15 protein-coding genes are annotated in these 12922 nt (G+C 60.0%); 4 read left to right on the top strand and 11 right to left on the bottom strand.

The genetic code is table 11. The annotated features are described in order from the left end of the window. Window position 1: 1 nt before the first annotated feature. From gatA to A3OQ_RS0110295, 5 genes are all read right to left on the bottom strand, one after another. Window positions 2-1483 (bottom strand): Asp-tRNA(Asn)/Glu-tRNA(Gln) amidotransferase subunit GatA, encoded by a 1482-nt coding sequence (gene gatA / locus A3OQ_RS0110315; RefSeq protein WP_020175309.1) that lies wholly within the window; start codon window positions 1481-1483, stop codon window positions 2-4. A gap of 53 nt (window positions 1484-1536) precedes the next feature. Next, window positions 1537-1824, bottom strand: a complete 288-nt coding sequence (gene gatC, locus A3OQ_RS0110310; RefSeq protein ID WP_020175308.1) for an Asp-tRNA(Asn)/Glu-tRNA(Gln) amidotransferase subunit GatC — start codon at window positions 1822-1824, stop codon at window positions 1537-1539. Between the two features lie 132 nt (window positions 1825-1956). After that, a complete protein-coding gene (locus A3OQ_RS21980; protein ID WP_020175307.1) occupies window positions 1957-3300 on the bottom strand; it encodes a YhjD/YihY/BrkB family envelope integrity protein in 1344 nt (447 codons plus the stop codon). Next, on the bottom strand, window positions 3278-3691 hold the full coding sequence (locus A3OQ_RS0110300; RefSeq protein ID WP_161607326.1) for a phage holin family protein: 414 nt from the start codon (window positions 3689-3691) through the stop codon (window positions 3278-3280). The genes A3OQ_RS21980 and A3OQ_RS0110300 overlap by 23 nt, the downstream gene beginning before the upstream one ends. A gap of 98 nt (window positions 3692-3789) precedes the next feature. Next, window positions 3790-4488, bottom strand: a complete 699-nt coding sequence (locus A3OQ_RS0110295; RefSeq protein WP_020175305.1) for a metal-dependent hydrolase — start codon at window positions 4486-4488, stop codon at window positions 3790-3792. 84 nt (window positions 4489-4572) lie between these two features. On the opposite strand from A3OQ_RS0110295, the gene ruvX reads away from it, so the two are divergent. Continuing rightward, complete coding sequence (ruvX, locus tag A3OQ_RS0110290; RefSeq protein ID WP_020175304.1) at window positions 4573-5058, top strand: Holliday junction resolvase RuvX; 486 nt, start codon at window positions 4573-4575, stop codon at window positions 5056-5058. A gap of 16 nt (window positions 5059-5074) precedes the next feature. Here the strand turns inward: ruvX and A3OQ_RS0110285 are convergent, their stop codons facing one another. Then, window positions 5075-5353, bottom strand: a complete 279-nt coding sequence (locus tag A3OQ_RS0110285) for a hypothetical protein (protein WP_020175303.1) — start codon at window positions 5351-5353, stop codon at window positions 5075-5077. 270 nt (window positions 5354-5623) lie between these two features. Between A3OQ_RS0110285 and A3OQ_RS21975 the strand changes: the two genes are divergently transcribed. Beyond that, the gene (locus A3OQ_RS21975) at window positions 5624-7105 is read left to right on the top strand and encodes a methyl-accepting chemotaxis protein (protein ID WP_020175302.1); all 1482 of its coding nucleotides are present in this window, start codon (window positions 5624-5626) and stop codon (window positions 7103-7105) included. Window positions 7106-7297: 192 nt separating this feature from the next. Here the strand turns inward: A3OQ_RS21975 and A3OQ_RS0110275 are convergent, their stop codons facing one another. Beyond that, on the bottom strand, window positions 7298-7918 hold the full coding sequence (locus A3OQ_RS0110275; RefSeq protein WP_026595701.1) for a YqgE/AlgH family protein: 621 nt from the start codon (window positions 7916-7918) through the stop codon (window positions 7298-7300). Window positions 7919-7992: 74 nt separating this feature from the next. Here A3OQ_RS0110275 and A3OQ_RS21970 point away from each other — a divergent pair, with 74 nt between their 5' ends. Both A3OQ_RS21970 and A3OQ_RS0110260 read left to right on the top strand, forming a co-directional pair. Beyond that, window positions 7993-8880, top strand: a complete 888-nt coding sequence (locus A3OQ_RS21970) for a protein-disulfide reductase DsbD domain-containing protein (protein WP_083931557.1) — start codon at window positions 7993-7995, stop codon at window positions 8878-8880. Window positions 8881-8919: 39 nt separating this feature from the next. Next, the gene (locus A3OQ_RS0110260) at window positions 8920-9405 is read left to right on the top strand and encodes a peroxiredoxin (protein ID WP_020175299.1); all 486 of its coding nucleotides are present in this window, start codon (window positions 8920-8922) and stop codon (window positions 9403-9405) included. Between the two features lie 192 nt (window positions 9406-9597). On the opposite strand, the gene rnhA is transcribed toward A3OQ_RS0110260, so the two are convergent. Genes rnhA through A3OQ_RS0110240 form a run of 4 tightly spaced genes read right to left on the bottom strand, consistent with a single transcriptional unit; the run spans window position 9598 to window position 12306 of the window. After that, the gene (gene rnhA / locus A3OQ_RS0110255) at window positions 9598-10068 is read right to left on the bottom strand and encodes a ribonuclease HI (protein ID WP_020175298.1); all 471 of its coding nucleotides are present in this window, start codon (window positions 10066-10068) and stop codon (window positions 9598-9600) included. Next, window positions 10065-11030, bottom strand: coding sequence for a homoserine kinase (locus A3OQ_RS0110250; RefSeq protein ID WP_020175297.1), 966 nt, complete (start codon window positions 11028-11030; stop codon window positions 10065-10067). Before A3OQ_RS0110250 ends, rnhA begins: the two co-directional genes overlap by 4 nt. A 43-nt stretch (window positions 11031-11073) precedes the next feature. Next, the gene (locus A3OQ_RS0110245; RefSeq protein ID WP_020175296.1) at window positions 11074-11544 is read right to left on the bottom strand and encodes an HXXEE domain-containing protein; all 471 of its coding nucleotides are present in this window, start codon (window positions 11542-11544) and stop codon (window positions 11074-11076) included. A gap of 6 nt (window positions 11545-11550) precedes the next feature. Further along, window positions 11551-12306, bottom strand: a complete 756-nt coding sequence (locus A3OQ_RS0110240; RefSeq protein WP_020175295.1) for a DUF502 domain-containing protein — start codon at window positions 12304-12306, stop codon at window positions 11551-11553. Between the last annotated feature and the right edge of the window lie 616 nt (window positions 12307-12922).

Raw genomic sequence — 12922 nt, 5'->3', positions numbered from 1 at the left:
ATCACGCCCACCATTTCGCCGCTTGCGGCAATTTCGGCGCCGATTGCTCGATGACGTCTGCCACAGAAAAAAGGGTTTCCTCGTCGAAGGCGCGGCCGATGAGTTGCAGCCCGAGCGGCAGGCCCTCGGACGACAGGCCGGCAGGCACCGCGATGCCGGGCAGGCCAGCCATATTCACCGTCACCGTGAATATGTCGTTCAAATACATTTCGATCGGATCGGCGGAGCTTTTCTCGCCAAGCCCGAAGGCGGCGGACGGCGTCGCGGGCGTCAGGATCGCATCTATGCCCTTCTCGAAGACCGTTTCGAAATCGCGCTTGATGAGCGTGCGGATCTTCTGCGCCCGGACATAATAGGCATCGTAATAGCCGGCAGACAGCACATAGGTGCCGATCATGATACGGCGCCGGACTTCCTTGCCGAAACCCGCCGCGCGGGTGTTCTCATACATGGAAGCGATATCTTTGCCGGGCACACGCAAGCCGTAGCGCACGCCGTCATATCGGGCGAGATTGGAGGAAGCCTCGGCCGGCGCGACAATATAATAAGCAGGCAGTGCGTAGCGCGTGTGCGGCAGCGAAATATCGACGATCTCGGCGCCCGCCGCCTTCATCCATTCTATACCTTGCTGCCAGAGATTTTCGATCTCTGCCGGCATGCCGTCGATCCTATATTCCTTCGGAATGCCGATCTTCATGCCCTTGATCGAACGCCCGAGCGCCGTCTCGTAATCCGGCACCGGCAGATCGACCGAAGTCGTATCCTTCGCATCGACGCCCGCCATCGACCGCAGCATGATCGCCGTATCGCGGACGGTGCGGGCGATGGGGCCTGCCTGATCGAGCGAGGAGGCAAAGGCGACCATGCCCCAGCGCGAACAGCGGCCATAGGTCGGCTTGATGCCGACAGTGCCAGTAAAGGCCGCGGGCTGGCGGATCGAGCCGCCCGTATCCGACGCCGTGGCGGCAAGGCAAAGATGCGCCGCGACCGCCGCGGCCGAACCGCCGGACGAGCCGCCTGGCGTCAAAGGCTTGGTGTCCCCGGCCCGGCGCCAAGGTGAGACCACCGGCCCGAAATAAGACGTCTCGTTCGACGAGCCCATAGCGAACTCGTCCATGTTGAGCTTGCCGAGCATATTGGCGCCGTCGCGCAAGAGGTTCGACGAAACGGTCGATTCATAGGGCGGCACGAAGCCTTCGAGCATATGGCTGCCCGCCGTCGTCTGCACGCCCTTGGTGCAATAGAGATCCTTGATGCCAAGCGGCAGGCCTTCGAGCGGTCGCGCCTCGCCTTTGGCGAGCTTTTCATCCGACTGCGCGGCCGCAGCGAGCGCGAGCTCCGGCGTCTCGACGATAAAGGCGTTCAAGGCGCGCGCCTTCTCGATCGCGTCGATATGCGCCTTGGCGAGATCGACGGCGGAGATTTGCTTTTGCTTCAGCGCATCGCGTGCGCCGGCGAGGGTCAGATCGGTCAGGTCGCTCAATTTGGCTTAAAGTCCTTGGGTCGGCATGGGCATGAAGGCAGTTTGGCGGAAGCTTATTCGACCACCTTGGGCACCATGAAGAAATGATCCTCGCTGACCGGCGCATTGGCGACGATCTCGTCGGCAATGCCGCCGTCGTTCACGACGTCGTGGCGCTTTTTCATCGGCATCGGAATGACCGAGGTCATCGGCTCGACGCCCTCGACATCGACCTTGGTCAATTGGTCGACGAAGGCCAGGATCGCATTGAGCTCGCCTTGCAGGTGCGGAACTTCGTCATCCGTGACCTTGATGCGGGCGAGATGTGCGATGCGGCGGACGGTCGCCTGATCGACGGACATGGAAACTCCCTGAAAATGGCGCGGCGGGACGGATGCAGAGCCTATAGCATCTGCCGCGTTTCAGGGGCAATGCGACGGCTTGGCGTTCACCAAATCGGCGTATGCGGGCGAAGCCTCCCGGAAGTCAGGGACTTATGACGTTTGAGCCGCGCCGACCGTGTCGGCCATGGTCGCGCCGCGCGCGCCGAGCGGCAGAGGTTTGCCGGTGGTGGTGTCGGAAAGTGTCTGATGTTCCATTTCAGCGTCAAGTTCGGCGCCCATCAGAAACACCACGACGGAAAGCCAGATCCAGACCATGAAGCCGATGACCGCGCCGAGCGATCCATAGGTCGCATTATAGGCGCTGAAATGCGCCGTATACCAGGAAAACAGGATAGAAGCGCCGAGCCAAACCAGAGCTGCGACAGCACTTCCCCAGGTGATCCAATGCCATTTGGCACGAGCGCGGCTGGGGCCATATCGATAAAGGACGGCGAGCGCGAAAGTGACCACGACAAACATCAGCGGCCATCGCAGAAGCGGCATCATCGGATCGACCGTATGTTCGACGCCGACGAAATGCAGCACGATCGGAAGGACCACGATCGCGCCCAAAGCGAACAGAAAAAACATGATCGCGCCGCTCGTAAAGGCAAGCGAAAGCGCGTTGAGTGCGATGAAGCCGCGCTTTTCGGTCTCGCCATAGATAATATTGAGCGCATCGAAGAAGGCTTTCATCCCGGCGTTGGCGCTCCACAAGGATGTCAAAAGACTGACCGCGAAAGTGAATCCGAGCGTCCCCTGCCCCTGCGCGGCCAAACGCGTCATCTGTTCCCGCAACACATCGAGCGCGCCGCCTGGCAGGACGCCGGACAGATCGTCGAGATGCACCGCAATCGTTCCCGCATCCGCGAAAAGCCCGTAGAGGGAGACGATTGCTGCGATCGCCGGAAAGATCGCGAGGAGCGAATAGAAGGTGACGCCCGCCGCGATCGCCATGACCCGGTGCGCCGACACATTATTATAAATGCGCAGCAAAATATCTTTCCAGCCGCGCGCCGGAATCTCGGAGGGCACCTCCGCCTGGCGCCCTCGGTCTTGTGCCTCCTCGATGCAATATTGGCCATCATGTTCGACCGGCTTCGCGTCCAGGCCGAAAGAGACTGGCGACGCCGCCGAGGGCGACGATCGGGAGACAGCACCGCTCGCGAGAAAACCGAGGGCCGCCGCGATGATCCATTGCATCAGATGCATCGGCGGCCGGCCGGCCGTTTCGCCGAGCGGCTGTTTTCGCCTGATGAAAATGGCGAAAGCCGCGCCGGCCAGCAAAAGGATGGGGAGTGCCGCGCGCTGGCTGAGGCTGCTATTGCGGGCCGCTTCGAAAAGCTGAGCCTTTATTTCTTTCGGAGAAAGGCACGCACGCAGTTCAGCGAGCGTGTCAGCAAGCTTCTGCCGGGTTTCCTCAACCTCGCGTTCAAGCTCTTTTGTCGAAGGCATCGTCCGGCCCAAATTGACGCTTGGCCAAGTCCGCATCAGCGTGGATTTGGCTGGCAGTGGCGTGAAGCAACATGTTTTTGGCTTTGAGCCGGCTGAGACCCACCACCACAAGCACCGCACTCACCAGAAAAACACCAGCGGCAACGATCAGTGCCGCCCAATAGCTGGCAAAACCAATGGCCTCAAGCGCTGCGACACCCGCCAAGAGCAGAATGAAGAAGGCCGGGACCGATAAAATCCCGCCGGCTATGACAAGCCCCAGCCCGATAGCGGCACCCCGCGCCTTTTCCGAGATCTCGACGCCGACGAGCTGACGCTCCTGACGCAGAAGCAGCATCATTTGCGCCAGGGCTTCCGGTATGACCTGTGACAGGGGCCGCGTACTGCGCATGAATTCCAAGCTCATCTCGCTGACCGGGTGACAGCAAGATCGCAGTGCCTTGCTGCAATTGGAACATCAAGACCGTTGGGAAAGTTCCGCTCCGCCGCCTACCAAAACTCCACCGGCGTTCCGATCTCCGGCACCACCACCTTCTGGCCGGTGCCCAGAGCCGCGATGAAGGCATTGGCGTCGGGCGCAATCGCATCGAATGTGCCGTAATGACAGGGCACGACAGTCTCGAAGCCGAAATAGCGCTTGACCGCGAAGGCCGCCGTCCGCGCGCCCATCGTAAAACGGTCGCCGATCGGCACGAGCCCGATTTTCGGCTGATAAAGCTCATGGATGAGCGCCATGTCGGAAAACACGTCCGTATCGCCCATGTGATAGACCGACGGGCCGTCGTTCGGCGTGATAACGAGCCCGTTCGGATTGCCGAGATAGATCGAGCGGCCGTCGCGTACGATGCCGGACGAATGCAACGCCTGGGTCAGGGTGACGCTGAAATCGCCGCAAGCGATCGTCCCGCCCGTATTGCCGGGATTGATATTTTCAACGCCCTCGCTCGCCAGATACATGCAAACCTCGTAGCAGGAGACGAGCTGCGCGCCGGTGGCTTTGGCGATCTCGACCGCGTCGCCAATATGGTCGTCATGGCCATGGGTGATCAAAACATGCGTCGCGCCTTGGCTCGCAGCCGCGACCGTGCCTTTGAACTTTGCATTGCCGGACAGAAATGGATCGATGATGATCACGGAATTCCCGAACTCGATCCGGAAGGCCGCATGGCCGAGCCACGTGAGTTTCATTGACATCTCCTGAACGAAACAAAGGCGTCATCACACGCCGGACGAGAGCCTCTCATACACTTATTTATATGGTAGATAAGTGAAATGGCGGCTGAAGTACTCGATCTCGTGGATTTGAAGCCGCGTCTGCAGCGATTGCAGCGCCTGATCGGTATCGATCTCGGCACGAAAACCATCGGCCTCGCGCTGTCCGATGTCGAGCGCCGCCTCGCCTCGCCTTTGGAAACGATCCGTCGCACGACATTCACCAAAGACGTGGCACGGCTCCTCGCACTCGCCGATCAGCATGGCGCCGCGGCCTTCGTCATCGGGCTGCCACTTAATATGGATGGGTCGGAAGGCCCGCGCGTCCAATCGACCCGCGCCTTCGTCCGCAATCTCGGCCTGAAGACCGATCGCCCCTTCGTCTATTGGGACGAGCGGCTCTCGACGGCGGCGGTCATACGCGAGCTTCTCGCGCAAGATGCCTCCCGGGCCAAACGGGCCGAAGTCGTCGATCGCATGGCGGCGGCCTTCATTCTGCAAGGCGCTCTCGACCGGCTGGCCAATCTCGAAGCACGATTGGAATAGGTCCCGGCGGCTTGGATCAAGGATGCCTATCAAAGCCGCTAGACGTATCGCGTCCCGTCGCAAAGCCCCCTTGCAGACCGCCATAAAATCCAGAAAAGGAATGGCTTTCATCCGTCGCCGGCGCATCTTGGCCCGTGGCGCCGACGGCAGGCCGTTGTGCCTGGGTGGCCGAGCTTGCCGCGGAAGATTTGCCGGAGGCCCGCGACGAGTCTCTTGCCGGATCGGCCTGGGCTGCAGTTGCAACCGCGATGAGAAGAAGCGTGATCGCGAGGCCGTATCTGCCAATCATCCGCATGTGAGTGCCCTTTTGTGAAGCGGGTTCCTCGAGCCAACGAGCGCAGAACGCTTCTCGTAATCGTTTTTTAATGACGACGGCCTTAATTTCCAGAGATGGTTAACCATCGCACTTCAGTAGAATCCAGTTTTCTCTCCTGCACCCCGCTTGCGGCCTTTTTGGCCGCTGTTCTGGCGCCCGAACCCGGCCAAGCCGCGGTAACTCCGCTTTTTTCACCGTCGCGCAGGCGTACCCACCTAACAGACCTCGCTTTATAAGGATATCGAACCCATGGATGGCGTCCGCGCTTATCGGCTGGTGGTCGGCAAATGGTTCGTCGTCTTCCTTTGGGCCAATTTCCTTGCGCTCGCGGGACTCGTGCTTGCGACGAAACCCATGTTCGGAACCCCGATTCTGATGATCGGTTTCGGGCTCTGCACCCTGTCCACCTTCGCTTGGCAATGGAACCATATCGCTTTTCCGACCCGGCTGATCACCTCGCTCAGCGCCGTGGCTTTTGCCGCGCTTTTCGTCGCTTGCGCGAGTCCGAGGCTTGTTCTCGACGCGCATTTATATTTTTTGGCGATGCTCGCGATCTGCGCCACATGGTGCTGCTGGCGCTGTCTGATTGCCTGCGCCGCTTTCATCATCCTGCACCATCTCATTCTCAATGCTGTCCATCCGGGCTGGGTCTTTCCGGACGCGGGCTCGAGCCTCGATCGCGTCTTGCTGCATGGCCTGATCGTTTCGACGGAGGTCGCGGCGCTTTCGCTGATCGCTTATTACATTATCCGGGCGCTCAAGGCCGTTGAAATGGCTTTGGCCGAAACCTCGGACGCGCGCGCCGTCGCGCTTCAATTGGCGGAAGAACAGCAAACGATCGCCGTCCGCGAAAGCGACGCGCGCGAAGCGATCATGGCCAATGTGACCGATTTTCACGACGCCGTCGGCACGCTTTTCGTCTCGATCCGCTCGGCCGCCTCCAATCTCAAACATACCAGCCAGACGCTTCTCGCCACCGCCAATCAATCCGAAAACGATGCGAGCCATGCGGAGTCGGCCTCCTCTCAATCGGCGACGGATATTGATTTCGTGTCGGCCTCGACGCGCGAACTCGCCGTTTCGATCGGCGAGATCGGGCGCCGCATGGCGGCGACGGCCGGCATGGTGCAGCAAGGCACGACGAAAACGCTGGAGACGACCGAACTCACCTCGGCACTCGTCGATACGATGAGCCGCGTCGAGCAATTCGTCAGCATGATTCAACAGATCGCCGCGCAGACCAATCTCCTCGCGCTCAATGCCACGATCGAAGCGGCCCGCGCCGGCGAAGCCGGCCGCGGCTTCGGCGTGGTGGCCAACGAGGTCAAGGATCTCGCCTCCGCGACGGCCCGTGCGACGACGGAAATCGAAAAGAACGTCATGGAGATCCGCAGCGTCAGCCGGTCGGCGATTGAAGCGATCAGCGAGATCGCGACGATCATGAAGGGCATTCAAGACCACGCTTTCGAGATCGTCACGGCGGTTCGCGAGCAGCATAGCGTGACCGACGAAATCGTCGATGTCATCGGCCGCTTCACCGAGCGTCTTCACACTTTGATGCGCCATATCGGCATGGCCAGCCGGTCGGCCGGACAAACCTCGAGCTCGGCCATGGTCGTCGACCGCTCGGCAGAAGAGGTCTTGAACGCGGGAGACCAGCTCTATTCGGAAATCGCCGAATTTCTGCAGAAAATGATGGTCCACGAAGGCAAGCAAAAAACCGCGGCTTAGCTGCACCTGGACAATCGCCGAACCAGTCACCGCCCAATAAAAAAGGAGAGCGTGAGCTCTCCTTTTTGCATTCCAGCCTTGGAGGGGCCGATCACAAACCGATGATCACAGACAATCTAGGCTCGTCAGTCAGATTGGCAATTGGCATTCATCGTCAAGGTTAACCGCGCCGGCCCGATCGATAGGAAACGATCAGGCGTGTCCCGAATCCGACGACAGCCGCCCAAGGTCTATGCCGAGCTTTTGCAAAGCCCGCTCATATTTGGACCCGAGCGCCGTATCGAAGATCAAAGCAGGATCGGCGGGGCATGTGAGCCAGCCATTATGTTGCATTTCGGTTTCGAGTTGACCTGCCGACCATCCGGCATAGCCGAGAGCGAGGAGCGCCCGGTCCGGGCCCTTGCCATTGGCGATGGCCCGCAGAATATCGATCGTCGCAGTCAACGACACGCCCTCGTCGATCGGCAAGGTCGAATTGTCGATGAAGAAATCGTTGGAATGGAGCACGAACCCCCGGCCCGTCTCGACCGGCCCACCCTTGAGCACTTGAACCGACTCGGCTTGCGAGGGCAGACGGATAGCCTCATCCGGCGCGATCACATCGAGTTGAACGAGAAGCTCGGAAAAATTGACCTTGCGCGCCGCCTGATTGACGACGATGCCCATCGCGCCTTCTTCGGAATGGGCGCAAAGATAGATGACCGAGCGCGCGAAGCGGCTATCTGGCATTCCCGGCATGGCGACCAGCAATTGCCCGTCGAGAAACGCGCCGCTTGACTGACGCCTTGGTTCCGTCGTGGTCATGCTGTCCATGCTATGCGCCTCGCTTATATGGAACAAGATGGCGCAAGGCACAGCTTGTTCATTTGATCTGAATAGCGACTTAAATGCCAAACTCCCCGCAGGTTCCCATGCAAAATCCCTTCCAGTCCTGCAGATTGACGATTTGCGCAGCGGTACTCTCGTTTTTCTGCCTCTCGCCCCTTTGGGCCATGGCCGATTCTTATGCAAATGGCCGGCCCGGCGATAAAACCTCGGAATTGCGGCTGATCGCAGCCGAAAATGCCAGCGACGGCCTCTACCATCTCGGCGTCGAAATCACGCTGAAAGAGGGCGCCCTTACCTATTGGCGGCAGCCGGGTGACGCTGGTGTGCCGCCCATCTTTTCATTCGATGGGTCCGACAATCTGGCCAAAGCCGAAGTGCTCTACCCCGCGCCGACCCGGATTAAAGAGGACGAAGGCGAAGCCTTCGGCTATCGCGAGAAAGTCGTCTTTCCGCTGCATGTCACGCCACGCGACAAAACCCGGCCGGTCGCCTTGAAACTGACAGCCGATTACGCCGTCTGCGAAAGGATCTGCATCCCCGCCAAGTCTCACGTCGAGATGAGTTTGCCTCCGGCTCATGGCGATTCGCAAGATGCGGCGGTCGCCGCCGCGGAAGCCCGCGTTCCCCGTCGCCTTTCCGAGGATGAAATCGCTCGGAAATTGACGCTCACGCCTGAAAAAAATTCTGGGACTTCGGCGTCCGGCGCGGCCTCTTGGCGCCTCGCCTGGAAGGATGCCGCGCCGGCTACCGACCTTTTCGCGGAAGCGCCCGAGGGCTGGTATTTCGAAACCAAGAAGACGGCTCTTCCGAATGAATTCAGGATCGTCGCAGTGGAGACTCCGACGAAAGATGGGGCATCGCGGGTTCCCGTCACGCTGACCTTGACGGGGCCGCAACAGAATTTTGAATTCACCCTGCCCCTCGACGCCGCGCCCGCGGGCCGTTAGGTTCGGGTCAAGCTACGTTTCAGCTCCGAGGGTTTCTCAATGACGATCAAAGTCGGCGACGCATTGCCAAGCGCGGTTTTCACCTTCATCAGCGCGGATGGTCCGAAGACGACGACGACGGACGAGGTTTTCAAGGGCCGCAAGGTCGTGCTCTTCGGCGTGCCAGGCGCCTTCACACCCACCTGCAGCATGAACCATCTGCCGGGCTTTCTCGCCAATGCCGAAGCGTTCAAGGCCAAGGGGATCGATGCCATCGCGGTCGTCAGCGTCAACGATGCCTTCGTGATGAACGCCTGGGCCAAGCAGACGGAAGCCTTGGACAAGATCATCTTCCTGGCCGACGGCAATGGCACGTTCACCAAGGCGCTCGATCTCACGCTCGATCTGACCGAGCGCGGTCTCGGCCTCCGGTCGCAGCGCTATTCCATGCTGGTCGAAGACGGCGTGGTGAAGCAGCTCAATGTCGAAGATGCGCCGGGCAAAGCCGACATCTCCGGCGCCGAGGCTCTGCTGAAGCAGATCTGATATAAGTTAGGCGCTATCGACGATGTGCGAACCTTCTCCCTGTGGGAGAAGGTGGCCCGACGTAGTCGGGTCGGATGAGGGGTTACGATCCCTCAAAATTGGCAGATTGTAACCCCTCACCCGGCCAGCTCCGCTGACCACCCTCTCCCACAGGGAGAGGGTTTACGCGCACCGAAAATTCGCCTTACGAACTCAATCCGTCTTCGCCGCGAAATCGCTCGACCGTTTGAGCAAAAATGGCCGCATGCCTTCGCGCGCCAGTTCGTCGGCGCGCTCGTTCAATTCCGTACCGGCATGGCCCTTCACCCAATGCCAGGCGACGTCGTGAGCCTTGGCGGCCTCGTCAAGCCGCTGCCAGAGTTCGACATTCTTGACCGGCTTCTTATCGGCCGTGCGCCAGCCATTGCGCTTCCAATTGGTCATCCAGCTCATGATGCCGCCGCGCAGATAATTCGAATCCGTATAGAGATCGACGGCGCAGTCGCGGGTCAAAGCCTCGAGCGCCGAGATCGCCGCCATGAGCTCCATCCGGTTGTTGGTGGTTGCGGCCTCGCCGCCGGAGAGTTCCTTCCGATGGTTGCCGAAGAGCAGGATCGCGCCCCAGCCGCCGGGTCCCGGATTGCCGGAACAAGCGCCGTCGGTCCAGATTTCAACGCGGCTCATCGCAGCAAACCCAATTCGCGCGCGCTCCCGACCTTACGGTGGAAGCGAAGCTTCTGCACATATTCGAGCGGATCTTTCGGCCGCACCATGGCGCCGTCGGGCCGGTTCAGCCAATCGACGAGCCGCGTCAGGCCGAAGCGCAAGGCCGCGCCGCGCGCCAGGACCGGCAAGGCTTCGACCTCGGCCGGCTGGAGCTTGCGCAGGCGTTCATAGCCGTTGAAAAGCGCCATGCCCTTCGTGATGTTGAACGAGCCGTCCGGCTCGAAACACCAAGCGTTGAGACAGACCGCGAGATCGTAGACGAGGAAATCCGTGCAGGCGAAATAGAAGTCGATCAGCCCCGACAATGCGTCGCCGAGAAAGAGCACATTGTCCGGAAAGAGATCGGCATGGATCACGCCTTTCGGCAGGTCGGTCGGCCAGGATTTTTGCAGGAAGGCCAACTCTTCCTCAATAAAGGCCTTGAGCCCTTGCTGCACGTCGTCGGCACGGGCAGCGACTGTCTCAAAAAGTTTAGGCCATTGCGCGAGCGTCAGCGTGTTCTCGCGCGTGCCTTTGAAATCAACGCCGGCTTTGTGCAATTTGCCGAGCGCCTCGCCAAGTGCCGCACAATGCCGGACTTCCGGCCGCCTGTGCCAGATGCCGTCGAGAAACGTCACGATCGCCGCCGGGCGTCCGCAGAGATGGCCGAGCGCTTCGCCTTGGCGGTTTCGCACCGGCTGCGGGCAAGTGAGGCCGCGCGCGGAAAGGTGTTCCATCAGACCTAAGAAAAACGGCAGGTCTTTTTCTTCGACGCGCTTTTCGTAGAGCGTCAGGATGAAGTGGCCGGTTTCCACATGCAGAAGGAAGTTCGAATTCTCGACGCCTTCCGCGATCCCCTTGCACGACAAGACGCGGCCGAGATCGTAGGAGGCAATGAAGGCTTCGAGCTGTTCGTCGGAGATTTCTGTATAGACGGCCATGAAATAGCGTTTTCAGATCGCGGCGCGAAGGTCAATCGAGACGTCAAATCTGGCGGAAATAGGGGTGGCTTTTCAGGCGCAGCATGACAATCGGAAAGGCCATCAGGATGGCTCCGATGATCAAAGCGAGAATCGCTGAGCCAATGTCGAGCCGCCCTTCGGCATGCGCCCGGAGGAATATGGCGATTCCGATGGGATAGAAGAGAATGAGAGCCGTGACCAGACCCGGCGAAAAGCGGCCTTTCGTCCAAAGAAAGGGCGCCACATGAAAGAAGGTGGCGTTGATGAGCATGAGCGCAGCGAAGGTGAGCGGAGCTATGGCCAGCGTCGGCGCGAGTTCGGCTTGTACGATGCCGAGCACGACCACAATGGCATTCGTCATGTAGAAGTCGCTCCACTCGACCGGCAAACCAATCACCGCACGCGCCCAGTCACGCCAGTCGAACATATATTCTTCCAGCATGTGGACGGCATAGGCGGCGAGCGCCAGCCATGAGAGTTCGGCAAGCGACACGGCGGCTTAGACCGCGCCGGCGCCGTCGACCGGCTCGGCGATAGGCTTGTGCTTCACCGGCTCGGCCACGACGGCGTGAATATCCGGCTGAATGACGCCGCAGGACATGATGAGTTTGGCGGCATCCTCAGGCGTGAGGCTCACTTCGGTCACTTCATGCGCCGGCAGAAAGAAATAGAAGCCGGTCGTCGGATTGGGCGTGCATGGCAGGAACACAGAAAGGTAATGTTCGCCTTGCGGGAGTTTCTCCGCGAGACCATCGTTCGGCGGAGCCGAAATGAAGACCAGGGACCACATGCCCTTGGAAGGAAATTCGATCAGCCCGACCTTCCGGAACGATGTGCCGGACTGCGCGAACAGGGTCTCGAAGATCTGCTTCACGCCGCGATAGATGGAGCGGATGATCGGCATCCGCTCGAGGATGGCTTCGCCGAGCGTGATCAGCGTTCGGCCAGCGAGATTGGCGGCGAGGAAGCCAAGCAGCGTCAATCCGAGAAGCGCGAAGATGACGCCAAGACCCGGCACTCTCACCGGCAGATAAGTGTCCGGCCAGAAGGACACCGGCACAAGCTTCTTGACCCAGGTGTCGACCGTATCGACAAACCACCAGACAATATAGGCGGTGACCGCGAGCGGACCGGCGACGACCACGCCGGTCAAAAACCAGTTGCGGAGCCGCGCGCCGAAGCTCACCCCTTTCAGCGGCGGCAGCGCTGCTGCGCGCGGCATCTCGGCAAGAATTTCGCTGCGGCCAGGGGTCATCGTCGTTCCGAATGTGAGCTGCCCAATCCGTGCTTATCACCTTGCCGGACGACACGCATATGTTCCAGGCGGAGTATGCTGGGCCGGGACCTCCGGGAAAAGTCCTTCTTGGCCCCAGCCTGCCTTTTCGACTCGCAATCGACGACAGGCAGCAAGCGCCTGCGACACACAGACTGACGGGCCTAAACGCGTTTTCTCAGAGGAGACCCATTGTTTTTCACGGTAAGTCTACCGAATTCGCCTCCTATTGTTCCCGCGATGGAAAAAAATCGCAAAATTTTGCCTTTCCACCAAACAAGGGCCCTCTCTTCGCGTGACATTAAGTCACGCGTGCGATATAGGAAATCCGCCATCCGAAAAGGGGCTATGCCGAAGCAAAAATTCGGCGTTGAGCATGCAGTCCAAGTCGTGGGAGGACGCCCGTCCATCGTTATCAGCGCCGCCAGTTCGGCGCGGTCTTTCAAAGAGACTAAATATCGGCGGACGGTCATAAGGACAGGTGCACAAAGGGCGGGGACGACCGAAGGTCGCCTCGCCCTTATTCGTTGGAAAATTCGTTTCATCGATAAAGCGCATCGCTCAATTGCCTCCGGCAATTGTCACATTCGCTTTTGGC

This window comes from Methyloferula stellata AR4 (assembly GCF_000385335.1).
Lineage (GTDB): Bacteria > Pseudomonadota > Alphaproteobacteria > Rhizobiales > Beijerinckiaceae > Methyloferula > Methyloferula stellata.
Note: the sequence above shows the minus strand (reverse complement) of the source record. Positions and strands in the feature narration are given on the sequence as shown.